The sequence below is a fragment of the Acrocarpospora sp. B8E8 genome, from assembly GCF_039871605.1.
Classification (GTDB): domain Bacteria; phylum Actinomycetota; class Actinomycetes; order Streptosporangiales; family Streptosporangiaceae; genus Acrocarpospora; species Acrocarpospora macrocephala.
Genome location: NZ_JBDPLV010000008.1, coordinates 1 through 26,998 on the forward strand (window position 1 = coordinate 1; position 26,998 = coordinate 26,998).

25 protein-coding genes are annotated in these 26,998 nt (G+C 69.2%); 16 read left to right on the top strand and 9 right to left on the bottom strand.

Translation table 11 applies throughout. The features are described 5' to 3' along the window. Positions 1–132 precede the first annotated feature (132 nt). A complete protein-coding gene (locus tag ABGB08_RS09490) occupies positions 133–681 on the bottom strand; it encodes a methyltransferase domain-containing protein (protein WP_347588482.1) in 549 nt (182 codons plus the stop codon). Positions 682–1,110: 429 nt separating this feature from the next. Here ABGB08_RS09490 and ABGB08_RS09495 point away from each other — a divergent pair, with 429 nt between their 5' ends. Then, positions 1,111–2,478 carry an endo alpha-1,4 polygalactosaminidase gene (locus ABGB08_RS09495; protein ID WP_347588484.1) on the top strand — a complete coding sequence of 456 codons (1,368 nt, stop codon included), beginning with the start codon at positions 1,111–1,113 and terminating at the stop codon, positions 2,476–2,478. Between the two features lie 107 nt (positions 2,479–2,585). Here the strand turns inward: ABGB08_RS09495 and ABGB08_RS09500 are convergent, their stop codons facing one another. Next, complete coding sequence (locus ABGB08_RS09500) at positions 2,586–2,807, bottom strand: hypothetical protein (protein ID WP_347588486.1); 222 nt, start codon at positions 2,805–2,807, stop codon at positions 2,586–2,588. 208 nt (positions 2,808–3,015) lie between these two features. On the opposite strand from ABGB08_RS09500, the gene ABGB08_RS09505 reads away from it, so the two are divergent. The 7 genes from ABGB08_RS09505 (at position 3,016) to ABGB08_RS09535 (ending at position 10,483) form a co-directional block, all read left to right on the top strand. Continuing rightward, on the top strand, positions 3,016–3,711 hold the full coding sequence (locus ABGB08_RS09505; RefSeq protein WP_347588488.1) for a GntR family transcriptional regulator: 696 nt from the start codon (positions 3,016–3,018) through the stop codon (positions 3,709–3,711). Then, complete coding sequence (locus ABGB08_RS09510) at positions 3,704–4,873, top strand: MFS transporter (protein ID WP_347588490.1); 1,170 nt, start codon at positions 3,704–3,706, stop codon at positions 4,871–4,873. Before ABGB08_RS09505 ends, ABGB08_RS09510 begins: the two co-directional genes overlap by 8 nt. Positions 4,874–4,894: 21 nt before the next feature. Beyond that, complete coding sequence (gene rraA / locus ABGB08_RS09515) at positions 4,895–5,368, top strand: ribonuclease E activity regulator RraA (RefSeq protein ID WP_347588492.1); 474 nt, start codon at positions 4,895–4,897, stop codon at positions 5,366–5,368. Between the two features lie 125 nt (positions 5,369–5,493). After that, on the top strand, positions 5,494–5,901 hold the full coding sequence (locus tag ABGB08_RS09520; protein ID WP_347588494.1) for a four-helix bundle copper-binding protein: 408 nt from the start codon (positions 5,494–5,496) through the stop codon (positions 5,899–5,901). Between the two features lie 104 nt (positions 5,902–6,005). Then, entirely contained in the window at positions 6,006–6,794 is a 789-nt protein-coding gene (gene ppk2 / locus ABGB08_RS09525; RefSeq protein ID WP_347588496.1) for a polyphosphate kinase 2, read from the top strand. Positions 6,795–6,828: 34 nt separating this feature from the next. Beyond that, entirely contained in the window at positions 6,829–8,673 is a 1,845-nt protein-coding gene (locus tag ABGB08_RS09530; protein ID WP_347588498.1) for a prolyl oligopeptidase family serine peptidase, read from the top strand. 415 nt (positions 8,674–9,088) lie between these two features. Beyond that, a complete protein-coding gene (locus ABGB08_RS09535) occupies positions 9,089–10,483 on the top strand; it encodes an ATP-binding protein (protein ID WP_347588500.1) in 1,395 nt (464 codons plus the stop codon). A 110-nt stretch (positions 10,484–10,593) separates the two neighbouring features. Here ABGB08_RS09535 and ABGB08_RS09540 read toward each other — a convergent pair whose 3' ends face one another. Then, the gene (locus ABGB08_RS09540; RefSeq protein ID WP_347588502.1) at positions 10,594–11,067 is read right to left on the bottom strand and encodes a macro domain-containing protein; all 474 of its coding nucleotides are present in this window, start codon (positions 11,065–11,067) and stop codon (positions 10,594–10,596) included. Between the two features lie 106 nt (positions 11,068–11,173). Here ABGB08_RS09540 and ABGB08_RS09545 point away from each other — a divergent pair, with 106 nt between their 5' ends. The 3 genes from ABGB08_RS09545 to ABGB08_RS09555 all read left to right on the top strand — a co-directional run bounded on the left by ABGB08_RS09545 (position 11,174) and on the right by ABGB08_RS09555 (position 13,023). After that, complete coding sequence (locus tag ABGB08_RS09545) at positions 11,174–11,749, top strand: DUF6461 domain-containing protein (protein ID WP_347588504.1); 576 nt, start codon at positions 11,174–11,176, stop codon at positions 11,747–11,749. Between the two features lie 348 nt (positions 11,750–12,097). Further along, entirely contained in the window at positions 12,098–12,472 is a 375-nt protein-coding gene (locus ABGB08_RS09550; protein WP_347588506.1) for a hypothetical protein, read from the top strand. Next, positions 12,469–13,023: a hypothetical protein gene (locus ABGB08_RS09555; protein WP_347588508.1), complete on the top strand. Its 555-nt coding sequence runs from the start codon at positions 12,469–12,471 to the stop codon at positions 13,021–13,023. Before ABGB08_RS09550 ends, ABGB08_RS09555 begins: the two co-directional genes overlap by 4 nt. A gap of 77 nt (positions 13,024–13,100) precedes the next feature. Here the strand turns inward: ABGB08_RS09555 and ABGB08_RS09560 are convergent, their stop codons facing one another. The 5 genes from ABGB08_RS09560 to ABGB08_RS09580 all read right to left on the bottom strand — a co-directional run bounded on the left by ABGB08_RS09560 (position 13,101) and on the right by ABGB08_RS09580 (position 21,926). Then, positions 13,101–14,552, bottom strand: coding sequence for a TIGR02679 family protein (locus ABGB08_RS09560; protein ID WP_347588510.1), 1,452 nt, complete (start codon positions 14,550–14,552; stop codon positions 13,101–13,103). Beyond that, complete coding sequence (locus ABGB08_RS09565) at positions 14,552–18,727, bottom strand: TIGR02680 family protein (protein ID WP_347588512.1); 4,176 nt, start codon at positions 18,725–18,727, stop codon at positions 14,552–14,554. The genes ABGB08_RS09560 and ABGB08_RS09565 overlap by 1 nt, the downstream gene beginning before the upstream one ends. 8 nt (positions 18,728–18,735) lie before the next feature. Beyond that, on the bottom strand, positions 18,736–20,085 hold the full coding sequence (locus ABGB08_RS09570; RefSeq protein WP_347588514.1) for a TIGR02678 family protein: 1,350 nt from the start codon (positions 20,083–20,085) through the stop codon (positions 18,736–18,738). Beyond that, complete coding sequence (locus tag ABGB08_RS09575) at positions 20,082–21,611, bottom strand: TIGR02677 family protein (protein WP_347588516.1); 1,530 nt, start codon at positions 21,609–21,611, stop codon at positions 20,082–20,084. Before ABGB08_RS09575 ends, ABGB08_RS09570 begins: the two co-directional genes overlap by 4 nt. An 87-nt stretch (positions 21,612–21,698) precedes the next feature. Further along, entirely contained in the window at positions 21,699–21,926 is a 228-nt protein-coding gene (locus ABGB08_RS09580) for a hypothetical protein (protein WP_347588518.1), read from the bottom strand. Positions 21,927–21,968: 42 nt separating this feature from the next. On the opposite strand from ABGB08_RS09580, the gene ABGB08_RS09585 reads away from it, so the two are divergent. Beyond that, a complete protein-coding gene (locus tag ABGB08_RS09585) occupies positions 21,969–22,172 on the top strand; it encodes a hypothetical protein (protein WP_347588520.1) in 204 nt (67 codons plus the stop codon). Positions 22,173–22,229: 57 nt separating this feature from the next. Here ABGB08_RS09585 and ABGB08_RS09590 read toward each other — a convergent pair whose 3' ends face one another. Next, positions 22,230–22,685: a hypothetical protein gene (locus tag ABGB08_RS09590; protein WP_347588522.1), complete on the bottom strand. Its 456-nt coding sequence runs from the start codon at positions 22,683–22,685 to the stop codon at positions 22,230–22,232. 220 nt (positions 22,686–22,905) lie between these two features. Between ABGB08_RS09590 and ABGB08_RS09595 the strand changes: the two genes are divergently transcribed. From ABGB08_RS09595 to ABGB08_RS09610, 4 genes are all read left to right on the top strand, one after another. Beyond that, positions 22,906–24,585 (top strand): metallophosphoesterase family protein, encoded by a 1,680-nt coding sequence (locus ABGB08_RS09595; protein ID WP_347588524.1) that lies wholly within the window; start codon positions 22,906–22,908, stop codon positions 24,583–24,585. 145 nt (positions 24,586–24,730) lie between these two features. Then, positions 24,731–25,378, top strand: a complete 648-nt coding sequence (locus ABGB08_RS09600; RefSeq protein WP_347588526.1) for a hypothetical protein — start codon at positions 24,731–24,733, stop codon at positions 25,376–25,378. Further along, positions 25,375–26,196 (top strand): hypothetical protein, encoded by an 822-nt coding sequence (locus ABGB08_RS09605; protein WP_347588528.1) that lies wholly within the window; start codon positions 25,375–25,377, stop codon positions 26,194–26,196. Before ABGB08_RS09600 ends, ABGB08_RS09605 begins: the two co-directional genes overlap by 4 nt. A 414-nt stretch (positions 26,197–26,610) precedes the next feature. Then, a complete protein-coding gene (locus tag ABGB08_RS09610; protein ID WP_347588530.1) occupies positions 26,611–26,967 on the top strand; it encodes a nucleotide pyrophosphohydrolase in 357 nt (118 codons plus the stop codon). Positions 26,968–26,998: the final 31 nt, after the last annotated feature.

A 26,998-nucleotide genomic window follows, 5' to 3' on the forward strand; every position in this document is an offset into this window, starting at 1 on the left:
GGCCACCTCGCCACGCCACCGGTGATCCCGCAGCCCACCCCCACCCAGCTCGATCTCCTCTATCTCCTCGGGGTGGATCCACGGCAGCTCCGGTGACGATCACAGACCTGCGGAAAACGGGGCTAGGTGAAGTCAGGTAGTGGCCAGAACGCAGACGACCGGTGGGTTGAGATTGAGGGTTTCCATGCGGGGTTGGGTGAACCCTGCCTGGGTGAGCAGGTTGTGAAGTTCCCGGCCGGCCTGGGCGGTGGTGTCGGCGGTGGCGCCGGCGCAGCGGGGCTGGCTGGCGAGCGCGATGCGTCCGCCCGGGCGGAGCAGGCCGCGCAGTTCGCTGAGCTGTTCGGCCGGGTTGGGCCAGAATCCGGCCGAGTTCACCGCGACGATGACGTCGAGCGGCTCGTTCAAGCGCGGCAATCGGTCCACCGATGTGTGCAGCAACTCGACCCGTTGGGCGCGAATGGCTGCCGCGTTGCGCTTGCCGGCCTGGTGGACCATGACTTCGGAGTGGTCGATGCCGTAGATGTGTCCTCGGGTGGCGCGGCGGGCCAGCTCGGCGATGGCCAGACCGGGGCCGAAGCCGATCTCGAGCACCCGGTCCGTGGGTTGTACGTCGAGCAGGGACACCACCCACAGGTTGCGCCGCCGGTTGGAGCCGCGGTGGGCCATGACCCATCCGGCCACCCGTCCGGTCACTCCGTTCGGTCGGCCGAATTGGCGCATAAGCTTGGTGACCACTTGCTGCCTGAGCGATTTGGATCTCACGATCGCCAAGTCAACAACTTCAAGTGGGCTTGAAGGCAAGATGCCCCAGCCCTTGTTGCGAACGGCCGTACCGAAAAGGTCGTTAATTGACTGGCCGAATTAATGGTATTTCGCTGAATGGCGTGGGTGATTTTCTGCGGCCGTCCGCAACTGGCATCCAAGTCGGGATTCCTAGCTTGGAGCCCAGGCGCGGGCCGAAGGCGTACACGACGGAGGACCGGGCCCGTTCGGGGCCGGTCGGGCTTCGGACCTTCTGCAACAGCTGAGATGGAGTATTCAGTGCATAGAAATTCCATGTTTCGGCGCGCCTTATTGGTGGCCGGAACCGTTCTGTTCACCATCGGAGGAATGCTCGCGGGGATCGTCCCCGCGAATGCGGACACCACCACTCTGGCGCCCGTATCGCTCACCACCGGCACGGGCTCGATCGGGAGTGGCCAGAGTGTCGGCAACCTGAGAGTTCAGGATCAGTCCAGCATCGCCGACGACTGGAACAAGTACGTCGAATTCCGCGGCCACACGGTGAACACCGCCTACAGCGGCCAGCTCACCTACACCCTGCCCGCGTCGGTCCCGGCCTCCTCGGTCAGCGGTGTGCAGTTGAAGGTCAACTACCGGGGGCCGTCGAGGGCCGAGCAGCAGTGGCAGTGGAGCGTCTACAACTTCGCCACCGGCTCCTGGGTGGTGCTGGGGGACAACACCAGCACCACCTCCTGGGGGATCTGGAAGGTGCTGACCTTCAACGCTCCGGATCCGCAGGCGGAGCTGGTGCAGGCGGTCACCGGGAACATTCTCATCAGGATGACCTCCTCGAACGCCGCGGACGACGCCGACTTGGACTATGCGGGCCTGACCGTCACGCACGCCGAAACAACGCCGACGCCCACGCCAACGCCCACGCCCGGTCCTGACCTGTGGCTGCCCGCCCAGACCGACCGCTGGCAGTACCAGCTCCAGCCCAACGCGACCGGCAGCGGCACGGCCGGTGGCATCAGGCTCAACCTGTGCACCGTCCCGTACAGCGGCGGGTCGTGCGTCTCCCCGACCGTGTACGACATCGATCTGTACGCCCCTGACCACGTGACCCCGAACACGACCGCGGTCCAGGCCATCCACGCCGCAGGCAAGCACGCGATCTGCTACATCTCCGCCGGAACCTGGGAAGACTGGCGGCCCGACGCCGGCGACTTCCCCGAGTCGGTCAAGGGCAACGACGTGGACGGGGGCCCGGACGGCACCTGGCCGGGAGAGAAGTGGCTCGACGTGCGGAACCTGACCGTGCTGCTGCCGCTGATGGAGGCTCGCGTCGCCAAGTGCGAGCAGGCCGGTTTCGATTCGGTCGAGTTCGACAACGTCGACTCGTACCAGAACGACCCGGGATTCGTGGTCAGCCCAGCCGACCAGCTCGCCTACAACCGGGCGCTGGCCGATCTGGCCCACGACCATGGTCTGTCGGCCGGGCTCAAGAACGATCTCGGCCAGGTCGCCGACCTGATCGACTGGTTCGACTACGCGATCAATGAGAGCTGCCAGGAGTACGACGAGTGCGACATCCTTGACCAGTTCCTCGTCGCGGGCAAGGCCGTGTTCCAGGTCGAGTACACCGACGAGGGAGCCACGGCGGCCGTCACCTGCCCACCGGCCAACGCCGCAGGCCGCGACGCCATCCTCAAGACCCTCGACCTCAAGGCCACCCCCTGGCGACCTTGCCGCTGACCACCTTCATCCATCCCGCAGCATCCTCAAGACATAGGGCAGGACACCACCGTGCCGGTAATAGGCGACCTCGCGTGCGGTGTCCAGCCGGAGCCGAGTCTCGAACGTCACGCCGTCCGCGGTGACAGCCAGCGTGGGCGGTAGCGGGCCCCCCGGATGGTGATGCGCTCCTGCCCGGTCAGGCCGAACTTGGCCGGGCAGCGGTAGGAGGTCAGCCCGCCCACGGCCACCGCCCGCTGCCCCTGCGACAGGACGAAGTCGACGAAGAGCTTGGCCGTGGCGGCGTGGGGCGCCTTGGCCGCAATGCCGATGCCGCGCGACAACACCACCGCCTCCGCCTGTGATGGCGCTCAATCTACTTTGTTATAACCTATGACGCCAACCACATGTTGCCGGATGTAACGCGATTCCCCTTGTGGAAGGCGTAGTGTCCGCTATCGCACCGAGGTTTCGACTCGGCCAGCTCGTCACGAGGGTGCTGGCATGCGCGAAGATGTCAGGTAGGTTATAACCGCGAGCGACCAGAACAGGACGGCGATGAGCGACCCAGCGGCTGAGCTCTACTCCACCAAGGCGGACTTCGCCTACCTGCGCGTCAAGGAGCTGATCCTTTCCGGAGCGCTGCCGCCGGACTCCGTCATCGCGCAGGCGAGGCTCGCGCGCGAGATCGGCATCAGCACCACCCCGCTGCGCGAAGCCCTGCGCCGCTTGAAGAGCGAAGGGCTGGTGGAGCTCGACGCCCACCGCGACGCCCGGGTGGCTCCGCTGGCGGCCGAGGAGGCTCGCGATCTGCTGGAGCTGCGGCGCTCCCTCGATCCGCTGGCCGTCGCGCTGGCCGCCGAGCGCAGAACCAAGGCCGACATCGCCGCCATCCGCGCGGCCGCGGCGGAGCTCAAGCCGCTCCCGGGCAACCCCGCCTACGAGGAACTCATCGCCCACCGGCGATTCCACCGAGCGCTCTACCACGCCTCACACAACGATCTGCTCATCAACACGCTCGACAGCCTGTGGGACAAAGCCGACCGTTATCGCCGGCTGGCCCTGGAGGTGGAACGCGGCCAGGAGGCGCGCGACCGGAAGGCCGCCGAGCACGACGCCTTGCTGGACTGCGTGGTCGCCCGGGACGCCGAGGGCGCCGCCGCCATCATGCGCGAGCACATCGACACCAGCCTGGGCGCGCAGGCCGCCTGGCGCCTGCGCAACCGTCGCGGCGAGGGCACGGGCGATGCCTGAATCCTGGCATGGGCGGCGCGGCACGGCTGTCCTGCTGGCGCACGCCGTGGCCACTCAGGTGATCACTTTCGTGCTGCGCCCGACCATGTCCTACCGCGCGATCGAGCTCGACGTCCCGGCGGCCTGGCTGGGCGTGCTGGGCGCCAGTTTCGCGATCGCCCCGCTGGTGCTGGCCATTCCCGCCGGTCAGGCGGCTGACCGCTACGGTGAGCGCCGGATGGCGGTGGGCGGAGCGGTCCTGCTCACGGCTTCCAGCATCGCCTTTCTCTTATTCGGCCACGGCATCGCGGGACTGGTCCTCGCCTGCGTCCTGCTCGGCGCCGGGCACCTAGGCTGCGTCATCGCCCAGCAGGCCATGGTGGCCAACACCACCGAACGCGGCGGTTACGACGCCGCCTTCGGGCGTTACACCTTCGCCGCCTCGATCGGCCAGGTCGCCGGTCCGGTCCTGATCACGGCCTTCGGCGGCGGTCGGGCCATTCCGGACACCGGCGGAATCTTCCTGCTGGCCTGTTTCCTGGCGGTCGCCCTCGTCGTGCTGTCGGTGCTTCTTCCCGGCGGCTCCCGTACGAGCTCGCAGGCACCGGACGGCGAGGCGGGGCTGCGATCGCTCCTGCGGGTGCCGGGCGTCATGCGCGCCCTCGTGACCAGCTGCGTCGTGCTGGCCGCCGTTGACATCACGCTGGTCTACCTGCCCGCGCTGGGAGCCGAGCGTGGTCTCGCCTCGGGCACGGTGGGCCTGCTGCTGGCGGTGCGCGGCGTGGCGTCCATGGGCTCGCGGTTCTTCCTCGGCCGGCTCTCCCGGGTCGTCGGCCGGCGCAGGCTGCTGATCGCCAGCACCACCGCGGCAGCGCTGGCGATGGTGCTCGTCCCGCTGTCCTGGCCCCTGTGGATTCTGGCCGCCCTGCTCCTGGTTCTAGGCTTCGGTCTGGGCGTCGGCCAGCCGCTCACCATGTCCTGGCTCGCGGAATCCGCCCCGCCTGGGCTACGGGGGCGGGCCATGTCCCTGCGGCTCGTCGGCAACCGCACCGGACAGCTGCTCATCCCCGGCGCCGCCGGGCTGGTGGCGACCGGACTCGGAGCGGCCGGAGTGCTCTGGGTGACGGCGCTCGGCCTCGGCTGGGCTGGCGTCGCCGCACGCCGGCTTCCGATCGACCCGTAACCCAGCTTTCCGGAGGAACCTATGACGAGCATCGCGACCGCGGACCTCTACGACGAGCGCGGCGAGCAGCTCGACTCCTGCGACCTGCAGTTCCGCCAGTACGGCAGGCGCCGCGCCTTCCATGGCGCCATCACCACCGTCCGCTGCCACCAGGACAACGTCCTGCTCAAGGCCGCGCTGTCCGAGCCCGGTGCGGGACGGGTGCTGGTCGTGGACGGCGGCGGCTCCCTGCACGCCGCGCTGATGGGCGATGTCATCGCGGGCCTGGCCGTCGGCAACGGCTGGTCAGGAGTGATCATCAACGGCGCCGTCCGCGATGTCGCCGCCCTGGGTGAGCTCGACCTGGGCATCAAGGCCCTTGGCTCCAACCCTCGCAAGAGCGCCAAGGAGGGAACCGGAGAACGCGATGTCCCCGTGACCTTCGGCGGGGTCACCTTCACTCCGGGAGCCGAGCTGTTCAGCGACGATGACGGCATCCTCGCCACGAGGAACTGAACGGCGAATCAGATGCCTGGACGCTGCTCCGGGCCGCGTCCGGGACCACCGAGGGCGGAGGTCGGGCGGCGCCGGGATATCGGGGCTAGCGTGGAAGGGAAACAGCGTCCCGACGAGGAGGAAACATGCCTCGGACTCGTGAACTGTTCGACACGGTGACCGCCAAGGCCGGGCTGGGCAGCGACGTTCTCGCCAACGCGGTGGACATCCTCCAGGAATGCGAGGAAGCGGCGACCGCCTGCGCGATGGGCATGCTGGGTGAACAGGACGCGCTCACCATGGCACCGGCGATCAGCCGGGACCTGGACTGCGCGGACGTCGCGGCGACGACACGTCGCGTCCTGACCCGTGGCAGCGGTCCTGACAACAGCCTGATCAGCGCGCAGCTCGACGCGTGCCTGCTGGCCTGCGAGCGCAGCAACGCCCTGTGCACCCGGCACGCCGCGCGCCACGCCCACTGCCAGATGTGCGCGGCGGCCACGCGCCACTGCGCCGATATGTGTCAGCGGGTTCTCGAAGCACTGCACAGGTAAGCACCCTCGGGCCTCCACGGACACCGCCCACTCGCGGGAGGCCGTCGACATAGGGGATGAACACCCCTTCGCGGCCTATGATCCCTGGGAACGAGGGGTGGTGCATGGTGAAGGGCAAGCCGTACCAGAAGGAGCTCTTTCGTCTTCAGGGTGAGCTGGTCAAGCTTCAGGAGTGGGTGCGATCCGAGGGGCAGCGGCTCGTTGTGATCTTCGAGGGGCGGGACGCGGCCGGCAAGGGGAGCACGATCAAGCGGGTGGCGGAGTATCTGAATCCTCGGGTGGCCAGGATTGTGGCGCTTCCGGTGCCGACTGAGCGGCAGCGTACGCAGTGGTATTTCCAGCGGTATGTCGAGCATCTGCCCGCGGCTGGGGAGATCGTGTTGTTCGACCGGAGTTGGTACAACCGGGCCGGTGTGGAGCGGGTGATGGGGTTCTGCACGCAGGAGGAGTACACCCGGTTCCTGCATCAGTGCCCGATCTTCGAGCGGCTGCTTGTGGAGGACGGCGTCCTGCTGCGGAAGTACTGGTTCTCGGTCAGCGATGTCGAGCAGGAGAAGCGGTTCAGGGCGCGGCTGGAGGATCCGATGCGGAGCTGGAAGCTCTCGGCGATGGATCTGGAGTCGATCACCCGGTGGGAAGACTACTCGCGGGCCAAGGATCAGATGCTGGTTCACACCGACATTCCCGAGGTTCCCTGGTATGAGGTGGAGAGCGAGGACAAGCGGGCCGCCAGGATCAACATGATCTCCCACCTGCTCTCGACCATCCCGTACGGCGAGGTGCGGCAGACTCCGCTCGAAATCCCCGAACGCCCCCCGGCAACGGGCTACCGCCGCCCACCACGCACCCAGCGAAGCCATGTTCCCGACGTCGCCGCCACGCTGCGAGATTAAGCCCCACCTGGACTCCGGCGTATGATCGACAGTGATGAGCACTGCGCGGACATACGGAAGTTGGCCATCACCGGTGACGGCCGAGCTGGTCGCGCATGGCCGGCGGGAGTACGGCTTTCCGCAGTTCCAGGATGGCCTCTGGTGGCAGGAACGCCGGCCGGAGGAATCGGGCAGGACTGCCATCCTCCACGAAGCGGTCGAACCGCTTGCCGGGGTAGATGCCAGGACGCGGGTGCACGAGTACGGCGGGCGCTCCTATCTCGCACTGCCCGACGGTGGCTTCGTGTTCGTCAAAGAGGACGATCAGCGGATGTACCGGACGTCAGCGGATGGACAGGTGACCGCGCTCACGCCCGACGACGGAGCGCGGTACGCCGATCTCACGCTCTCCCCTGATGGCACGGAAGTCTGGTGTGTCCGCGAATCGGAGCATGCCGAGGGCGTCACCCGGGCCGTGGTGGCGGTGCCCCTCGCCGGGGGCGAGGTCAGGGTGCTGGTGACGGGCGCGGACTTCTACGCCTGCCCCACCGCCTCACCGGACGGCCGCCGGCTCGCCGTCCTGTCGTGGAATCACCCTCAGATGCCGTGGGACGGCACCTACCTCCAGCTCATCCAGGACGGCACGACCGTGACCCTCCTGGGCGGCCCCGGTGAATCGGTGCTGGCCCCGGTCTGGAAGGACGACTCCAGCCTGTACGTGATCTCCGACCGGTCCGGCTGGTGGAACCTCTACGAACTCGCGGTCGACGGCTCCGCGCTCCGCCCGCTCTGCCCGATCGACGAGGAGTTCGCCCAGCCGCTCTGGGAGCTGGGCGGCAGGCCGTACGGAATGCTCGAAGACGGTCGTCTCGCGGTCCTGCACGGCCGTGGCGACCAGCGGCTCGCCGTCCTGGATCCCGAGGACGGCACCCTCCAGGACCTGGATCTGCCCTACACCACCTGGCATCCGGCGCTCGCCGTCTCCGGCTCCCTGATAGCGGGGACGGCCGCGGCCCCCGACCTCCCGTGGTCGCTGGTCACCGTCGATGTCGCCGGGGGATGGGCACCGGTCGCGACGCCGGTGGCCGAGCTGCCCGACCCGATCCACCTGCCGCGGCCCAGCGAGTTGGTGGCCCGTGGCCGTTCGGGCCGGGCGGTGTCGGCGTACGTCTATCCGCCCTCCGATACCAGCGCGGGTCCTGCGCCGTATGTCGTCTTCGTGCACGGCGGCCCGACCGGCCATGTGGGCACCGACCTCGACCTCGGCAAGGCGTTCTTCACCAGCCGGGGCATCGGCGTGGCCGACGTCAACTACGCGGGCTCCAGCGGCTATGGCCGGACCCACCGGGAGCGGCTGCGTGGCCAGTGGGGCGTAGCCGACGTCGAGGACGTGGTGGCCGTCGCCGAAGAGCTGGCCCGCGCCGGGCTGGCCGACCCCGCCAGGATCGCGGTCCGGGGTGGCAGCGCGGGCGGCTGGACGGTGCTGGCCGCCATCACCGCCACCCGGGTCTTCTCCGCCGCGACGTCCTACTACGGCCTGTCCACGGTGGAGGGCTTCAGCGAGGAGAGCCACGACTTCGAGTCGCGGTACGTGTCCGAGCTGATCGGTCCTGTCGACCCGAGCACCAGGGAACCACTCGCCCGCGCCCACTTGACGAGCTGCCCCGTGCTGCTCCTGCAGGGCCTGGACGACCCCGTCGTCCCGCCCAGCCAGTCGACCAGATTCGCCGACGCGCTCAAGCGCGCCGGGGTGTCACACGCCTACCTGGAGTTCCCCGGCGAGTCGCACGGCTTCCACAAACAGGAGACCATCATCCGCTGCCTGGAAGCCGAACTCTCCTTCTACGGCCAGTGCTTCGGCTTCACCCCGCCGGGCATCCCGCCCCTTGACCTGCGCTAGAAGGCCAGCGCTGCGGCCCGGACAAGTTCCCCCGGCCTGGACTGCGCCGCCAGCCTCGGCGCAGGCGTACTGACCGCCCTAGCCGTCACGATGGCCGCACTGCCATTGCTGGACATCTCCACTCGACGCAACGCCGTCCGTTACGAGTGACAAGGAGCGATGCGATTCCGGTACCCCGCCGTCAGCGCGGGGCGTCCGGGGGTCGACCGCCGACCTGTGCGTTGCGGGCGGTCGTCTGAGCGTCGGTGGGCTCGTAGTCCTTAGCAAATGTGGAGGTACGGTTCCGGGAAGTGTACTTCAGTGAGATATGATTCCCTGATAGTTGGGAGGCATGGTGATCCGGAAACCCGCGCATGTCTTCGATCGGACCCGGGAGTGGGAGGGGCTGGTTGGCTTTGTCTCGCATGGGCAATCTGTGGCCACCCTCGGTGTTGTCAGCGGGCGGCGACGGCAGGGCAAGAGCTTTCTGCTGGAGGCGCTGGCGCAGGAGACGGGTGGGTTGTACTTCGTTGCCACCGAGGCAACTGAGGCGGAATCGCTGCGGATCTTCGCGGAGGCTCTGACGCGGTATACCCGCGAGCCGCTGGAGATTCCGTTCCGGGACTGGAACGACGCGATTCCTTATCTGTTTCGGCAGTTCCGTGACCGGCCTGTTCCGGTGGTCATCGATGAGTTCCCCTTTCTGTCCAAGGTGTCGCCCTCCCTGCCGTCGATCATCCAGCGGGAACTGGGGCCGGGCGGCAGCGGTCGGCAGAGCACCGCGCGGCTGCTGTTGTGTGGGTCTGCGATGTCGGTGATGGGTGGTCTGCTGGCTGGGCGGGCGCCGTTGCGCGGTCGGGCCGGGCTGGAACTCGTTGTTCAGCCGTTCTCCTATCGGGACGCGGCCGAATTCTGGGGGCTCACCGATCCGCGCCTTGCCCTGCTCGTCCACATGATCGTCGGCGGCACGCCTGCCTACCGCGAGGAGTTCGTCAGCGGGGACGCTCCGGCGGATCTCGCGGACTTCGACGCCTGGGTTGTCCGGACGGTGCTCAACCGGCAAACCCCGTTGTTCCGGGAAGCCCGCTATCTGCTGGCGGAGGAGTCTGACATTCGCGACCCCGCCCTCTACCACTCCGTGCTAGCCGCCATCGCGACCGGGAATACGACCAACGGCGGGATCGCGAGCTATATCGGCCGCAGGTCCGATGAGATCTCACACCCGCTCAACGTGCTGGAGAACTGCGCACTGATCGCCAAAGAACCAGATCTCTTCCGTAACGGCCGGTCCCGGTACCGGATCGTCGAGCCGCTCATCACCTTCTACGAGGCGATCATGCGCCGCCGCTGGACTGAGCTGGAGCGGAACCGGGCCGAAGCCGTTTGGGAGGCCACCCGTCCCACCTTCCTGAAGCAGGTGGCCGCGCCGCACTTCGAAGCCGTGTGCCGGGACTTCGCCGTAGACGCGGACGTGGAACTGTTCGGGGAGCTTCCGGCCGAGGTCGGCTCCGGCGTGGTCAACGACCCGGCCACGCGTACCCAGATCGAGATCGACGTGGTCGTGATGGCGGTCCAGCATCCCAACGAGCCGCGTCGCATCCTGTCGTTGGGCGAGGCGAAGTGGGGCGAGGTCATGGGACACAGTCATCTGCAGCGGCTGGCCCGGGCACGCGATCTCCTGGCTGTCAAGGGCTTCGACACCCGGGACACCGTCCTGGCGTGTTACTCCGGAGCCGGATTCACCGAGGGACTCCACGCCGACGACCGGACCGGCACGGTCCTGATCGGCCTGGACCAGCTCTACGCCGACGGGCCACCTCCCGGTCGGTGATCAGGTCGGCGGGGGATGCTCATGGTGAAGCGCTGGGCCTTGCCGTCTGGGACGCGTTGTTCGTGGTCATGTATCGGGCTCGATTTGTCATGGAACCGCAGGATGATGATTTATTCGGCTAAGTCGTAGACGGTGACCGCGATGCCGCGTCGTATCAGGCGTTGAATGATGAGCGGTTCGACGCGGTCCCAGGTGCCGCCGGCTAGGCCGCAGCCGATGCGCGGCATGTGTACGGTCGCGTCGTGTTCGGCGGCGTGAGTGGCGAGCAGGTCCAGGCAACTGTCCACGGCTTCGTAGCGGATGGGTGGAGTGGTGTCGGTGCCGCGGATATCGTGCTGGCCGACCATGTTGGCCACCCAGAGATCTTCTTCGACTGAGATCAGTTGGATCTTGCCCAGGCCGAAGTCGTTGTGCTGGCGGTCGCGATACCAGTCCCGGTAGGCGGCCTCCGGTTGAGGCCAGCGCTGGGAGACGGCCACCACGAAGCCGCGGCCCCACCCGCCGATGTCATTGCACACATGACAGATGATTTTCGGGCCGTCGCCGGAGGGAGTTGTCGCGTCGCCCGTCACGTAGGAGATCACGCTCGCAGCCTACGAAGGAGCACTGACAGAACTCGGGCCCCCGGGTTTTGTCGGAGCGGCCTGGCAGGATCTGTTTCGCTTGCCCCCCACGTTCGAGGAGATGTTGATGAGCAGCGCGGTCGCCGAGGACTACGCCTGGTTCGACGAGCATGATTCGGGTCTGGCCGAGGCGTTCTGTGTCACGTTTGTCCGTGGCCTGACCCCGCAGCAGGCCTTCGACCGGCTCGGCGTCGCCCCCGACGATGATCCCGATGACGACGGCTTCTATGAGGAGGGAGTGATGGCCGCGAGCGCGGTTGACGGAGGCACCATCCTGATCGAGTTCAACGGTTTTCAGGGCATTCTCGCCACGGTGACTGGGCCGTTATCGGTGGGGACCGTGACCGCGGCAGTGTTCTGCAACGTCAACCTCGACCAGCAATTCGTTCACGCCGCTGACGGCCGCGTGGTGACCTCGTTCGAACCGGATTACCCCGGCTCCCGCTCGGGAATCGACGAGAACCGGCTCCTGACGCACATGGTCGAACTCGGCATGCCTACCGAGGACGTCGACGATGCTGACGACTGGGGCGACCCCATCCACACCGCGTTCGCTCTCGCCGAGCGTGTGACAGGGGTACGGCTAACGCCCGAGGCCATCGACAACCCTGCTCTCATCGGCTCGATCGCCCACCTGAGCTGAGGGCCACCATGGAGAGGCGCCAGCGCGTCAGGCGGTAGAAGATCTGGCCATGACGTTACCCACCAGGCGCGTCACCGGTCGTAGAAGCCTGGAACAGGTGCCTCGTCCACAGATGACTGCCTCCTCGATCGACGATCAGGGTAATCACATCGCCACAGGCTCGCGATGGCGATTCGTCACCACAAGGAGAGGCCCATGGGGTCGAGAAGGCCTCTGAAGCGGAGATTTCTCACCCGTCCGCTGAGGATGTCGCGAAGAACACCCGCGAGCCCCACCGTGGCATGGCACGATAGCCAAGCCCTACTGCCCTCCAGCTCAATCGCGCCGGGAAGTGCGAAGATGGTCATTATGAGTGTGAGCCGTCGGGATGAAGCCCTGAACGAGCTGGTCGCTGCGATCAGGGAAATAGTCCTCCCGGACGGGCCCGCGATCCGCCAGGTGTTGGTTGAGCCCTATGTGGACTCGGAGGGCGAGTCGGCGCTCAGAGCAGTGGTCATCACGGACGCGCCCGAGGATGACGGGTGGTCGGCTAGGTTCACGCACGATCTCCGTAAGCGGGTGAATCAGCTCGCGGTGGAACATGGTCTCGACGACTACGTGTATGTCACGCCCCTCACCGAGGAGGACTTCGCGTCCCGGAACGAGCCCGAGGACACGAGCGAAGAGCCCGACACCAGCGCCATAAAAGAAGCCTTGAACCGCGACCAACAGGATGGGTCGTGATACGCGACTTCAAGGCCGACGACTACCTGTACCTCGCCGATGCCCTCGCGGGCGGCACCGCTGGGCGCGGGCGTCCCCGGACCGCCTTTCTGCGGCGCGCCACGTCGACTGCGTATTACGCGCTCTTTCACGAGTTGGTGCAGCACGGCGCGAGACGAGCGGCCGGAACGGGACCAGTCGAACATCGACAGGCGATCAGCCGCTGGTACGCCCACGGTAACTTCCGGAGGGCAGCCCGCTGGGTGGAGGACATCTCCGCTGGCCGTACTCCTCCGAACCCGGTGAAGCTTTTGCTGGTCGATCCCACCAGCGGAGCTGTGCCGATCGATCTCGAAGTGCTGGCCAGCGCCTTCAGCGAGCTTCAGGACGCGCGGCATGGCGCGGACTACGCTCCCGCCTTCGACGCCACTCGTCCGGGAGCCATCAACCATGTCAGAACCGCCAGGTCCGGAATCGAAGCGATCAGGCGGATGGACCGGGCCAACCTTCACCAGTTCGACATGTTCCTTCTCCTCGCGCTCGGCGGAGAACGGATGATCAAGAACAGCTGAGTGAACGTTCCCGGCTTCCTGCGATGCCCCAGGATCAGTCGCGAACGCGGACTGCGGCAGCGTCGTGAGCGGGCATTTCACACTGGCGGACGTTTCAGGTCAGTGAGCAGGAAGGGGATGAGGCGTTCCTCCATGACCGCGCGACCGTGGGAGGTCATCAGGGTGGCGAGTTCGCGGTCCCATGGATCGGGGGCGGGCGGGCCGGTGAGTGGGGTGGATTCGCCCTGTGTCAGGGCCGTCGTGTAGTCGGCGGCGGACATTCGCCAGGGGGTCGCGCCGTAACGGGAGATGGCGCGGCCGACGATGCGCAGACCGGTCCAGTCGAAGTCCGCGCGCCAGTACAGACGGGCGCCCGCGGCGACGGCCGCGTCCAGCAGGCGGTGGCAGGCCATCGAGGGGACGCCCTCGGTGCAGATCAGGGTGGCGGCGCGGGAGCCCAGTTCGGCTGCGGCGGTGCGGAGGACCGCGGGGTTCTCACAGACGAAGATCTCATCCGCGGCCGGGATCACCGGGGAGACGGCCTGCTGCTGCAGCGTGAGCCGGAAGGGAAGGCCGTGCCGAGCGGCCTCGTCGAGCCAGCCGGAGACGACGCCCGCGGAGCGGGTCTGAAGGTTCAGTACCAGCACCTGGCTGGCCAGGTCGTCGACGATCACTCCTGCGGATTCCCACAGCTCCCGCTGCCCCGCTCTGCTCCCCGGCACGGTGGGCAGACCCGCGCGCGACGCGAGCGCCCGCAGCACGAGCAGGGCCAGCGGAGAGCCGGGAGCCAGCGCCTTGGTATCGCCGGTGGCCCGCTCCGACAACACCGGCAGGGGGACGGCCTGCCCGGGCGCGACTGTGGAGGAGGCGGGTGCTCCCTCGGTCCGGGAACCGGTGGAAGGGATGGTTTCTCCGGGTGGGGGATTGGAAGTTGCGGGTGCTTGCGCGGTTTGGGAAGCAGTGGAAGGGATGGTTTGCCCAGGTGTGGCAGTGGGGGAGGTGGGTGCTTCCGTGGTTTGGGAAGCGGGGGGATTCTCAGCGGTACGTGGTGTGGGTCGCTCGTCGAGGTTGGGGAGTAGATCGAGGATGCTGGTTGCCCAATTCAGCAGGTGGGCGTCTCCGCGTCGGATCAGGCGGGTTAGCGTCCCGTCTGAGGTAAGGCTGTCCAGCCAGGCCGTGAACCATGGCTCGGCTGTCAAGCTGGATGATTTGGCGGTGGCCAGGAGGTGGTCGCGTTCCAGGTTGAGGGCTGTGCGTTCGGCGGGGCGGTTCTGGAGAGGGCCGCTCAGCCGGGTCAGCGTTTCCCTGAGGCCCATGCCGTAGCGGGCGGTCAGTGCGGCGTCGAGTTGGGGGAGCGGTACCGCGAGTCGTTTGACCGACTCAGGGCGGTATTTGCCGGTGAGGCCGATGATGACGCGGCGTTCGGCCTCGGAGGGGTCGTTCAGCCCGATGGAGCCGGTGTCGCCGCCGCGTTCCAACTTACGACGGGCGGCGGCGAGTAGCCGGGTCCAGCCTTCGCCACGCAGTTCGTCCATCCCGGCGCGGCCCATCAGTCGAGAGCGTCAGGAATGGAGAGAACGTCAGGAGTGGAGAGGTGGTCGGGAAGGGAGAGGGTGTCGGGTGCGTTCGAGGCTCCGACGGAGGTGAGGACGCGGCGGGTGCCGGGGGAGCCCAGTGCGGTGGCGAGTTCCCCGGCGTCATCGGCTAGCAGTTCCGAGCCGTCCCACACCAGCAGCAGAGCGCTGACGGTGTGATCGACGGGGGAGTGGGCCAGATCGTAGTGCGCCGCCGCGGGCACGGACGCATGGGTGGCCCACAGATCGTAGCCCGTCATGAACAGGTCCAGATCGAACTGCGCGGCCAGCGACAGCAGCTCACCGCGGCCGGTGTCGTCCACCCCGGCGAAGGCCTCGTCCAGCGCGAGCAGCCGGGGCGCGTCTGCCCGGGCCGAGTTGAGCATCGCGTGGGCGGCGGCGAACAGCGGCAGGTGTAGCGAGACCGACTGCTCGCCGCCGGACAGGCGGCTGTGCCGTGCCCGGGTCAGCCGCTCCTCGGTACTCCCGGAACCGGCGCCGGGCCGTACCAGCTGGAAGGCGAACTGCCGCCAGCGGCGGTAGTCGAGCACCTCGGCCAGCAGCTCCCGGTAGGGGCGGTCGCGGTGCCGGGCCCTGGCGTTCTTGATCTGGGTGGCGAAGTGGCCGCGCATCCGGCCCAGGTCGTCGGGGCCCAGCCGGGCGGCGTCGCCGTCGAGCAGGGCGCAGACGGCGCGCTGCCCCTCGTCCAGGTTGTCGGCGAGAAGCCAGCTCACCCCGACCGTGGTGCCGGAGGACATGCGGCGCGAGCGCATCTCGGTGTTCATCCGGCGGATCAGGTCGCGGGCGTCGACGGTGCGGTCGTGGATCTGCTGGGCGAGCCGGGTCAGCAGCGCGTCCTCCAGGATGCGCTGCTCGGACTCCGACAGTAAGTCCTGCTGGTCGCGACGGCTCGCGGAGATCTTCGCGGCGAACGCGCCGACGGGCAGCGGCCCTTCCTCGTCGGCGATCCGGACCACGATCACGCCGTCGGCGCCGTCCCATTCGGGGCGGTAGTCCTGGTCAGCCGCGGTGAGCTGGGCCTGCAGGTCGTCCAGGGCCTTGGTCAGGCGGGTGGTGGACTGCTTGAGGGAGATCTCGGTGGGGGTGAGGTCCCTGGTGACCCCCAAGATCGCCTCGTGGACCGCGCGAACCCCGGCGGGCAGTTCGGGTCCGAGCCAGTCGGCCTCCTGCGCGGGCCAGGCCAGGTCCGGCGGGCAGCGCAGCACGTCGAGCAGTTCCCTCCTGGCGTAGGGGCCCAGCTCGCGGGCGGTCTCCCGCTCCTCGCGCCGCGCCACGGCGAGGGCCTCGCGGGCGGCGTCCAGGCGGGCGCGGGCTCCGGCGGCGGCCGACAGCGCTTCCCGCTCGGCGTTCCGCAGGGCGCCGGTCTCCCGTTCGGCCTCGGTGATCGCCGTCTCGGCCTGCCCCACCTCGGCCAGCACCTGCTCGGCCTCGGCGCCGACCGTCGATTTCAGGGCCGTCAGCTTGGCGGCTTCCTCGGTATGGCGGCGGCGCGCGGTCTGCTCGGTCTCAGCGGCGGCGGCCTCGTCCTCGGCCGCGTCAGTCAGCCGGTCTGTCGCGATCTGCGCCGTCTCGGCCTGCCGGGCGGCTTCTCGCCGCCGCCCGGTCAACGCGCCCGCCGTACGCTCAAAGCGTGGTACGGCAGCCGCCACCTCCTCCACCGTCTCGGGGGAGAGCCCGCGCTCGGCCCCGGTGCGGCGCAGCGCCCGCTCAGCCGCGCCGTACGCGGCGACGGCTTCGTCGTAGCCACGCCGCGCGACGTCGGCGCCGTCCCGGGTGGCGCGCAGCCGTCCCGCCGCTTGTTCGCGGGCGCGTTGGGCGGCGGTGATGGCGCCCGTCATCGGCAGCGTGGAGCGGGCGGCCTCGATCGCGTCCAGCCCGGCCTCGGCGTCGGCAGCCTGCCGGTCGAGAGCGGCGAGCAACTCGGCGATCGCGGCCAGGCGGGCATCACACTCGGCCAGCCTGGCGGCACGACGGCGGCTCCTGGCGGTCGCGCCGATGTACTCGGCGTGGTCCTTGCGGTGCGCGCCGAGCTGGATGCCCTGGAAGAACCGGCCGCTCTTGGTGATCACCGGGGCGGGGAACGGGTCGTCCAGATTGAGCTCGCCGGAGAACGGCCCGTAGTCCTCGCCGTCTGCGATCTGCCAGTCGTCGGCGGTGACGGAGATCGACCGCAGGATCGCGGTGATCCGCTCGGCGGGGACGGCAACGTCGTCCTCGGGCCGGAGCAGGTCGGCCAGCGACTGGTGGAACGGCGGACCTTCGGCGAGATAGACGTCGGAGTCCCCGGCGAGCACCGGCTCGGGCGACGGGGTGACCCAGGCGTCGAGCATCCCGGCCGACTCCAGCGCTGCCTCGATCCCGGCAGCGTCCTCCTCCGACACTCCGTCGTGGAACCGGACCAGCTGCCACAGCGGTGCTCCCGCCCGGCCTTCCCGCGAGGCGGTGCGGGCGGGATGCGCGGCCGGCGCGTCGTCGCGCTCGGCGGCGATCAGCCGCCGCTCCTCCTCGACGGCGGCCCGCTCCCGCTCGGCCTGCCGCCGCTCCCCGCGCAGCCGCGCCCGCTCCTCCCGCAACTCCTGTACGGCAGGCGCCACCAGCTCGGCGAACACCGCGTCCAGGGCCGGGGCGTCGGGCTCGCCCACCTGTTCCAGCGCCTCACCCAGCGCCGCGGAATCGGGCACGACCTCCCGGTGCCGGACCGCCCAACCAGACAGTTCCGCGCGGGCGGCCGCCCTGGTCCGCTCGACCTCGGATTCGGCCGCCGTGGCCTCCGCCTCGGCCGCGGTCATGATCTCCAGGGCTCGGTCCAACGCCTGCCGGGCCAGGTCACGGGCCTGCTCGGCTCTGCCCATGGCCGCCAGCGCGGCCCGGACGGCCATGACATCGTCGTCTCTGGCGGCGACCCGGGCACCGACCCGGTCGGTGAAGCCGTCTTCGCCGGCGTCGGCCGGACCCCAGCCGATCCCGGCGGCGGCAGCCGCGTCGGCCAGCTCGGTCGCGGTCCTGGAGACCGCCGCCTCCAGTTCGGCCAGGCCGCGCCGTACCGTCTCCAGCTCGGCGGTGGCCCGGGTTCGGGCGGCGGCGCGCCGTGCCAGCTCCGCGCGCGCCGTGGCTTCGGCGTCGGCGCAGGTCCGCACCAGCCGTTCCAGGTCGGCCAGCTGCTGCAGCGCCTCGTACGCCGTGCTCGCCTTGAGCTGTTCCAGCCGGGCCCGCAGCCCGGCCAGCGCGTTCTCGGCCGCGGCCAGCCGTCGCTCGGACTCGGCCCGGTCGTGCTCGGCGGTGGCGAGCTGGTCGGCCGCGGTGTCCTGGCCGGTGCGGTGCGCGGTCACGTCGTCGCGGCGGCGGGTCAGGGCGTCGGCCGCCCAGCGCGCGTGGGTTCGCAGGTAGGTGGTGTAGCTGGACAGGAATGCGGCCGTCGCCTCGTCGGCGGCGACCAGGCCCTCCAGCGTCCGCTGCACCGCCTCCATGTCGTCGAACGAGCGCGCCGCCTCGGTCACCAGGTCGTCGTCGATCGGCCGCAGGCCCTCGGTGAGGGTGTCCGACAGCTTGACCGGGTCGAGGTTCTTGGCCAGCTGCGGGCGCCGCAGCGTGAGGATCAGCGTGATCAGCTGTTCGTACCGCTCCCGGCCCAGGCCGAACAGCCGCTGGTCGATGGCGGCGCGGTAGTCCGACGGGGAGCCGAGCAGCGCGTGCTCGCCGAGTTCCCCGGCCAGCTGCTTGCGGGTCATCGGCCGGTCGTCCGCCGTGAGGAGGGAGAAGTCCTCCCCGATCCGGCCATCGGCCACGAAGTGCCAGCGCACCGGGGTGTCGCGGTGCCGCTGGGCGTGCAGGCCGACGCCGACCGTGACGGCCTGCCCGGTGTCCCGGTGCCGGAACTCCAGCCAGACGTAGCCGAGCGCGGTGTCCTGCCCGCGGAAGAGCAGGTTGGACTTCATCGTCCGGTCCTCGGAGGCGAACGGGTTGAGCCGCTTGGGGTCGATCCGGCCGTCCAGCACGAACGGGAACAGCACTTCGAGGGCCTTGGTCTTACCCGAGCCGTTGGGACCGCGCAGGACCAGCCACCCGTTGGCGAACGTGAACTCCTCATCCCGGTAGTCCCACAGGTTGACGATCCCAGCCCGCGTAGGCACGAACCTGCTCAGGCATCCTCGAAAAGTGTGGGTTGGGTACGGGACTTCACCTCGGCCGTGACCCCCCGATAGCGGGCCAGCAACGGCAGCGCGAGCACGCCGCCCTCCACCGTGGCGACCAGCCGGAGCCCGGCCAGCAGCGCCACGGCCTGGCCGAGCAGCCGATCGGGATCGGCCCGCCACTGCGCTCCGAACGCCGCACCGTACTGACCGACCAGCTCCTTCATGGCCCTGCGCAGCCAGGCGTCCGGAAGGAACGGGTAGGTCGCCGGCTCGATCTGCTCCGCGCCGGACGCCGGTACGTCACCGGCCAGCTCCTCCAGCACAGTCCGGTACGGCAACGCCGAGTCGATCCTGCCCGCCGCCTCAGCCAGCCGTTCCGCCGCGGTAGGGACAGGCAGCAGAGCCGGTCTGCTGACCCGATTGTTCGGCCCGCAATACACGGCGATACGCGCGGCCAGCAGCAGCGCCGCCTGCGCGACCGTGCCACCGCCGGGAAAGCGGACATCCGACAGGCGGCCGGAGAAGTCGATGATCGCGACGCCCTCGGCACGGCGTTCCACACCCAGGCCGGTCAGCCGCTCCAGATCCTCGGCCAGCGCGGGGGAGCGGAGCTGGCCGCGCAGCGACTCCGCCACGTCCGCGAAGTAGACGACCGGCTGCTCCAGCACCAGCCGCCGCGCCTTGCGGGCCGCCGTCCTGCGCGTGGTCTCCCGCCCTTGCGCGAGACCCGAGTCGCCCTCCAGCAGAGCGGTGACCGAACGCATGTGCTGCAGGACCCGGCTCGGCCGGTAGATCGCGCCGACGATCTCCCTGTCGATGTCGTAAAGCGCCTCGGCCCGGTCGGGATTGTTGACCCAGTCGACGGCCGACCCGTCGGCCAGGGCCAGCGCCCCGCGCCGTTCCAGCCAGGCCACCGCATCGACGAAGGCGTCGCGGTCGGGCTTACGTTCGGTGTCCATGCCGAGACCGTCGATCCTGGTGGCGTCGGCGGCTACGGCGTCGGCCAGCTCGCCGAGCGCGATCTGGGTTCCGGCGCGGCCCAGCGCGGCCAGGGCCAGCATCAGATAGGCGTAGCGCCTGCGGTCGAACGGCCGGTCGGTACGGGTGAGCGCGGGGCGGGTGGCGTCAAGACCGTCCTGCACGCGGAGCAGCCGGGCGGTGTCGCCGGTGGTCAGCAGCCGGTAGCCGAGCGTCTCGAACAGATCGGCGCGCAGCTGCGTGGCCCAGCGCCGGACCAGCGGCAACGCGCTCCGGTCCGGGTAGGCGGCCGTGATCAGCGGGTGGCGCAGCAGCAGCCGCACCGCGCGCTGGTAGTCGGCCAGTTCCAGCGGCCCGACCTCGTGCGCGACCCTCATGACACCTCCAGCCGCACGCCGTCCAGGTGCAGCCGGCCGCGGACGGTCCTGACCACGGTCGATCCCTCGCATGGGCGCAGCGTGAGCCGCACCCCATGGGCCGAACCGCTCGCCGCGCGCGAGACCGGGACCCGCGCCGTGAGGGCCAGATCGAGCAGGCCGAGCAGGGTCTGGGTTTCCGGCTCGTCCAGCACCCGCTCATACACCCCCTCGGAGGCCAGCGAGGCCGCGGCGGACCGGCGCTGCGCCTGCGCCTTGAGCTGTTCGGCGCGCAGCCGCTGGCGCTGCTCCTCGTTGCGCTGGATCCTGCCAGGACCGTGCAGTCCGGGCGTGCGGCCCGACTGCACCAGGGTGCGCGCCACCCGCACCGGCTCGGCCTCCCACCACGACAGGCGGCTGGGAATCAGCTCGGGATCCTCATACGGCACGGCGACATGCCGGGGCGAACCGAGATCGAAGGTCGCCTGGAACAGCGCGTGCGCGTCGTCCTCGGACGGGCAGGAGGCGAACCACTGGGCCAGGTGCCGCAACTGGCTCTCCCTGCTCACTCCGCCCCGCCTGGCCTCGGTCACCCGGCGCAGCAGCGCGAGCACGCCCGCGATGGCGGTGACGGTCGCGGACTGCAGCCGCTCGGCCTCACTGGCGACGCCGGTGAACCAGTGGTTGAGACCGGCCCAGCGCTGCCGCCAGTCGTCTTCGCGGTCGGCCGCCGAGCGGAACAGCCGCTCGTCGGCGCCGGCCGCGAAGACGATCAGCCGCTCCACCCCGGTCTCGGCCACCTCCGCCACGGCGGCGGCCAGCATCGGCTGGTAGCGGGCCAGCTCGGCGGTGAACTCCCGCATGTGGGACAGGAGCGCGTCCTTGTGGGTCAGGAACACCTCCGGCCGGGTGTCGTTGGTCCTGGCCAGGTCGCCCAGCATGAGGTAGAAGCGGGCGGCCCGCATCGCCATGTCGGACAGGACCTGGTCCAGCCGGCCGAGCTTGCGGTAGACCTCCTCGCCGTCGCCCATCCGGTTGGCCTCGGCCAGGGCCCTGAGGTCGGCCAGGATGTCGGGGAAGATCAGCCGGGACAGCTGAGCATCCTCCAGGCCCGCGCCCAGCACCTCCTCCACCGCCCGGTAGGCCCGGTATCCCGCCTGGGTGAACTGGTAGATGTAATGGCGGTTGCGGTATTCGGCCAGGTTGGCCGCGCGGGTGCCGTCGTAGCTGCGGTCCAGCAGCCGCCAGTCGGTCAGCGAGTCGAGCAGCGGTTGCACGTCGTCGATCTCGGGGCAGCCCGGATGCTCGGCGCGCAGCGCGGCGAGCAGGTCGCGCGCCTGGGAGGCGTGCAGCAGCACCTGGTAGTTGGCCCGGCCGCGGTCGAAGGCGCGCAGCAGCCACAGGTAGTCGTGCCGCTTCTCGGCCGCGGCGAAGTGGAACAGCCGCATCCGGTCGTCGAGGGTGAACGCGTCGATCCCGAACGCGCCGGACTCGGGCGCATGAGGGTTCACGCCGTCCGTCTCTGGGTCCACCGCTGTCTCGTCCATCTCTTCCAGGATGCAGTAAGCGACCGACAGTTACGCCAAGTCGCCAAGGAGCGTAAGCCCGCATGGCCGAACCCTCGGCTGAGCTGATCATGGTAGTCCTCGTTGCGGCGGGTCCGCAGGGCATCCGTAGCAGGAGGTCTCCTCGCCGCAGTCGCAGGAGGCGACCCGGCGCAGCGCCGCCTCCATGTCGGTCTCGTAGCCGTGGGCGTTTCCACAGGGTGCTGGGCGCATCGAGGTTGGCATGTCCTGGTCCGCGAAGCGGTCGTGCACCGTAACCGGCGGGATGAGGAACGGGCGTGGCAGCGGCTCGATCATGTCGCCACTCCGGCGCGTGTGGCCGATGTGGATGAGCTGACCTTGCAACGGTGGGTTGTCAACTATCTCCGGCACGAGCTCACCGGCTACGAGGTCGAGGTAGAAGGGCTGTTCGGAAGGGTGGGTCGTGCGGAAGGGACGCGTCTGCTCAGAAGGCGGATCTACGCGGCCATCGCCAGCGCGTACCCCAGGTTGGCGGAGGAGTGCCACCGACAACTTCAGGCGCGTGAAGGGGAGACGCTGTGACGCGCTTATTGACGTGGCGCACGCTGGCGTGGCTGGCCATGCGCGGATACCGGAGCATCAGGTGAACGACGTCTTCAGCGCTGAGCCGGAGAGTCGCCCGGTGGGGTGGTAGACGGCGCACATCACGTCCCGGTCGCCGTCGGCCCAGGTCTCCGCGGTCGGCATGATCGGATAGAAGTCCAGGTCATCGCGACCGCCACCCCACAGCTCCGCGTAGCGCTCGCCGCAACTCCGCCAGGCGAACGCGGACAGCCCAGCCGGGTCGTACGGCCCGTCGGGCATGTGGGTGAAGCCATACGACTGGTTGTCCGCGCCGTCGGCGCAAGGCGTGTAGAGCACGATCCGCTCCGCCGCCCCCGGTGAGTACGCCGGGTCGCTGAAACACTCGCCACCCTCGATCAGCAGGATCCCGGTCGTCTCGGCGGTGATGAAGGTCTCCGTCTTGACCATGGGCGGCACCACGAACAGCGTGCCGAGCGCGACGATGGCCGGGAGCAGCCCAAAACGAGCCATCCGATTCACCCTTTCCCGTTCGCCCGCAATCCGTGGCCGATGGTAGGGGGATCCGGAGAAACACCAGGCCAACACCGGATGACCACCACATTGACGATCATGAATTCATCTTCCTGACAGGCAAGGTACAGGTGAGCGTCAGTGGTGCCTGGGTGAATTCGCTGGCGTCCACCCCGCACTCGCGGGTGGACGAGTCCATTTCTTGTGGAGAGAACCAGAAGTGAATGAGCCCAGAAAGTCGTGGCCGATCAGGTCCCGGCAGGCGAAGCTCGCGTCGATCGGCGCTGGTGCGCTGCTCGTCGGTGGCCTGGCGTTGGCCCCCGCCGCAATCAGTGCGGCGGCGCCTCCCAAGTACCCGGCCGCCGAGGCGCACAAGCCTTCCCCCATCCCCGACCGTCTGATCCTCATCCCCACCAACACCCCGGCCGCCAGCCAGCGTGTGACCTGGCGGGCCGAGGCCACCGCCGAGACCGCCCAGGCCCAGATCCTGGAGGCGCCCCGCGCGCTCGGTGAGGTCGCGCCGGCTGCGGGCGCGGTGACCAACGTCATGGCCATGGCGAGCGTCCCGGTCAACACCACGCTCGGGTACGCCTCGACCTACCACACCGTCGAGTTCGTCGGCCTGAAGCCCAACACCCGCTACACCTACCGCGTCGGTGACGGCACCAACTGGAGTGCGTGGACCGACTTCACCACCGCCGCCGCCGGTTTCCAGCCGTTCTCCTTCATCTACTACGGCGACGCGCAGAACTACATCGACTCCGCGGTCCCGCGCGTGTTCCGCCAGGCGTTCGCCGACCGGCCGCAGGCCAAGGCGATCGTCAACGCGGGCGACCTCATCGACTCCGCCAACAGCGAGGAGCAGTGGGGCCAGTGGTTCCAGGCCGGCGGCTTCATCGACGGCCAGGTCAACAACATCTCGATCCCCGGCAACCACGAGTACAGCGGCGGCCTGTCCACCTTCTGGCGGCCGCAGTTCCCGTACCCGGACAACGGGCCGGGTAACCCCGAGCTCAAGCAGACCGTCTACAGCGTTGACTACCAGGGCGTACGGTTCATCGGCCTGGACAGCAACGTGCAGAGCAACGCCACGCTGATGGCCGCGCAGACCACCTGGCTGGAGGGTCTGCTGAAGAACAACCCGAACAAGTGGACCGTGGTGACCTTCCACCACCCCGTCTACTCCACCACCGGCACCCGCAACAACCCGAACGTGCGCGCCCAGTGGGCGCCCCTGCTCGAGAAGTACGGCGTAGACCTGGCGCTCCAGGGCCACGACCACTCCTACGGCCGGGGCAACCTGAAGTCCGCCCGCCAGTCCGCGACCACGCACAACGGCGTCTCGTACGTGGTGTCCGTCTCCGGCGGCAAGATGTACGACCTCAACGGCGGCGTGAACTGGACCGGCAACGGCGCCGAGGTGATCAGCAGCAGCGAGAACACGCAGCTGTACCAGATGATCGACGTCGACAAGGACCAGCTGCGCTTCGAGGCCCGCTACGCCAACGGCGAGCACCACGACGGCTTCCTGATCCGCAAGAACGACGCGGGTGAGCGCACCGTCACGGAGCTCGTCGCTGACAACACCGGCGAGCAGGTCACCGTGGACAAGACCAGTGTCGAGCCGGGTGAGCAGCTCACCGCCACCGCGTTCGGCTACGACTCGGGCGAGAAGGTGAAGGTCTACCTCCTCCGTACCAAGGGCACGGCCGCGAACGCCGGCGACGGCGACCGCGACTACGACAGCCGGACCTACGTCGGCACCCAGACCGCCGACGCGCTGGGCAAGCTGAGCTACAGCTTCAAGCTGCCGGCCGACCTCGACAAGGACAGCACCTACCGGGTGTACCTGGAGAGCGCCACCCAGAAGATCACCAGCCCGGTGATCACGGTCAAGTAGTAGCCCCACCGGATGCGGGCCCGCCCCGGTACCGGTCCTCCGGGACGGGTACCGGGGCGCGGCCCGCGCCCGCGGGCCGGGCCGGCGTACCGCGCCGGCCCGGCCGCCCCAGGCCGGCCATCCGGCCGGCTCGACAGGAGATCCCGTGACCTTCCGTACCCGTCTGGCGGGCGCGCTGCTCGCCGGGGCGGCGGTGGCCGCCGTGCCGGCGGCGCCGGCCGCCGCTCATCCCTTCGGCCCGCCGTCCACCGCGCGGATCAGCGTCGACGGCTCGCACGTGGCCATCGCCTGGCTGGCCGCCGAGGACGACTGGGTCGCGCTCGGCCGCTCGGTCGGCGCGTTCGGCGATCCGTCCGCGGGCGTCGACACCACGCTGACCGGCGAGCAGAAACTCGCCCGTTCCACCGCCGTGCGCGACTACCTGCTGGCCCGGGTCGGGGTGACCCAGGCCGGGCAGCCCTGCGCGGCCGAACTGGCCCCATTGGAGCGGTTACTCGCCGAGGGCGCCCGGTTCAGCTTCGCCTGCGCGAACCCGGTCGTCGATGTCGACGTCCGGATCGACGCGCTGACCGACCTGCACGAGGCATACCGCACCGTGCTCACCGCCGAGACCCCCGCCACACCCACCCAGGCGATGCTCACAGCGGCGACCGCCACCCAGCGCCTGCGCTTCGACCCGTCGGCGACGGGCGGCATCTCCCTCGTCGTTCCCGCCATCGCGCTGGTCGCCGCACTCGGCGCGCTGGCCGCTTTCCTGGTACGGGGTCGGCGGCGCGCGGGCACACGCGCATGAACGGCACCACTGACCAGGAGAACTACCTGATCACGCTGTTCGACAGCGCGGGCGCGTTCTGGCTGGCACTGGCCGTCGCGCTCGGCGTCGGCGCGCTGCACGCCGTCGCACCGGGCCACGGCAAAAGCGTGACGGCCGCGTACCTGATCGGCACACACGGCCGCTACCGCGACGCCCTCCGCCTCGGCGTGGTCGTCGCCCTGATGCACACGGTCTCCGTGCTCGCCCTCGCACTGACCTGGGCAGGCCTGACCAGCACCGCCGTCGGCACCAAGGCCGTCACCAGCTGGCTACAGGTGATCGCGGGCGTGGTCGTAATCGGCGTAGGCGCACACCTGACCTATCGCCACCTCCGCAACCGGAAGACACACGCCTACGGACACGGCCACGGACACGGCCACGATGACGGACATGGTCACGGCCACGGCCACGGCCACGGGCACGGGCACGATGACGGGCATGGGCATGGGCATGACCAGCCAGCGGATCCGTGGTCGCGGCGTGGACTCATCGCGCTCGCACTCTCCGGCGGGCTGGTTCCCTCACCTTCGGCGTTCATCGTGCTGGTCAGCGGCCTGCTCACCGGACGCGCGCTCGACGCCGTCGTCCTGGTGCTGGTGTTCGGCGCCGGAATGGCGATCACGCTGACCGCCGTCGGGGTCGTGACCGTACGCGGGGCCGCGCTGGTGCGCCACCGCGCCCCAGACCTGCGCCTACTGCGCACGGCCGCGGCATGGACGCCCGCGCTGGCAGGCGTCGCAGTGGCCATCGGCGGCTGCCTCTACCTCGCCACCGCCGTCACGGCACTGGTCCCGTGACCGGAGCCACGAAGGCTCACTATCTGTTTTATAGCTGGTGGTGCCGCCCTTCGACATCCCTGGTCAGGGCGCTACGGGCGGCGCTACCGGAACCGAGCGACAACAATCGTCGCTAAGTCCCCCATACGCTGGTGGTCGTGCTCCCGGAGGGGAGCGCATAGCCACTGTCAGCGGTCGACACTCCAATTCGCGCTGAGTCGGTGCGATGGGCGCTTCGGGCCACGGGTTCCCGTGTCCTGGATGCCTTCGCGAACGTCGGCACGGTGCCGCTGGTCTTCCTGCGGCATACTCCACCGCATTGTCAGGTTCCCCCGCATGATTGTTCCTTTCGTATTTCCCTTGTGTTATTTCTACGGCAGCCTGGTTGCGCGACACTTGCACGCCGGTTGACACCGCAATATAGGGTCGCCAAGCATGACCACCGACCTGGAAGAGCTGGCCGTGCGGTTGCGGGAATTCGTGCGGTCGCGGGACTGGGAGCAGTTTCACACGCTCAAGAATCTGGCCATGGCTCTGTCCGGAGAGGCGGGAGAACTGCTCGCCGAGTTCCAATGGCTTACCCCGGCCGAATCCCAGAACCTCGATAGCCCGACCCTCGCCCGCGTGCGCGCCGAGCTCGGCGACGTGACGCTCTACCTGATCCGCCTGGCCGACGTCCTCGGCGTGGACCTGATCGAGGCCGCCCACGCCAAACTGGACGAGAACGCCCGCCGCTACGATCCCGAGCGTTATCGCGGTTCCGCCAGGAAGGCGCCCCCGCTACCCTCGTGATGACCATGTGATGCGGCCCGACGGGCTTCCG

Excerpts from the sequence above, each read along its gene's own strand:
- ABGB08_RS09495 (WP_347588484.1), top strand. The coding sequence starts at position 1,111 with ATGCTCGCGGGGATCGTCCCCGCGAATGCGGACACCACCACTCTGGCG.
- ABGB08_RS09505 (WP_347588488.1), top strand. The coding sequence starts at position 3,016 with ATGAGCGACCCAGCGGCTGAGCTCTACTCCACCAAGGCGGACTTCGCC.
- ABGB08_RS09510 (WP_347588490.1), top strand. The coding sequence starts at position 3,704 with ATGCCTGAATCCTGGCATGGGCGGCGCGGCACGGCTGTCCTGCTGGCG.
- rraA (WP_347588492.1), top strand. The coding sequence starts at position 4,895 with ATGACGAGCATCGCGACCGCGGACCTCTACGACGAGCGCGGCGAGCAG.
- ABGB08_RS09520 (WP_347588494.1), top strand. The coding sequence starts at position 5,494 with ATGCCTCGGACTCGTGAACTGTTCGACACGGTGACCGCCAAGGCCGGG.
- ppk2 (WP_347588496.1), top strand. The coding sequence starts at position 6,006 with ATGGTGAAGGGCAAGCCGTACCAGAAGGAGCTCTTTCGTCTTCAGGGT.
- ABGB08_RS09530 (WP_347588498.1), top strand. The coding sequence starts at position 6,829 with ATGAGCACTGCGCGGACATACGGAAGTTGGCCATCACCGGTGACGGCC.
- ABGB08_RS09545 (WP_347588504.1), top strand. The coding sequence starts at position 11,174 with ATGAGCAGCGCGGTCGCCGAGGACTACGCCTGGTTCGACGAGCATGAT.
- ABGB08_RS09550 (WP_347588506.1), top strand. The coding sequence starts at position 12,098 with ATGAGTGTGAGCCGTCGGGATGAAGCCCTGAACGAGCTGGTCGCTGCG.
- ABGB08_RS09560 (WP_347588510.1), bottom strand. The coding sequence starts at position 14,552 with ATGGGCCGCGCCGGGATGGACGAACTGCGTGGCGAAGGCTGGACCCGG.
- ABGB08_RS09570 (WP_347588514.1), bottom strand. The coding sequence starts at position 20,085 with ATGAGGGTCGCGCACGAGGTCGGGCCGCTGGAACTGGCCGACTACCAG.
- ABGB08_RS09575 (WP_347588516.1), bottom strand. The coding sequence starts at position 21,611 with ATGGACGAGACAGCGGTGGACCCAGAGACGGACGGCGTGAACCCTCAT.
- ABGB08_RS09580 (WP_347588518.1), bottom strand. The coding sequence starts at position 21,926 with ATGATCGAGCCGCTGCCACGCCCGTTCCTCATCCCGCCGGTTACGGTG.
- ABGB08_RS09590 (WP_347588522.1), bottom strand. The coding sequence starts at position 22,685 with ATGGCTCGTTTTGGGCTGCTCCCGGCCATCGTCGCGCTCGGCACGCTG.
- ABGB08_RS09605 (WP_347588528.1), top strand. The coding sequence starts at position 25,375 with ATGAACGGCACCACTGACCAGGAGAACTACCTGATCACGCTGTTCGAC.
- ABGB08_RS09610 (WP_347588530.1), top strand. The coding sequence starts at position 26,611 with ATGACCACCGACCTGGAAGAGCTGGCCGTGCGGTTGCGGGAATTCGTG.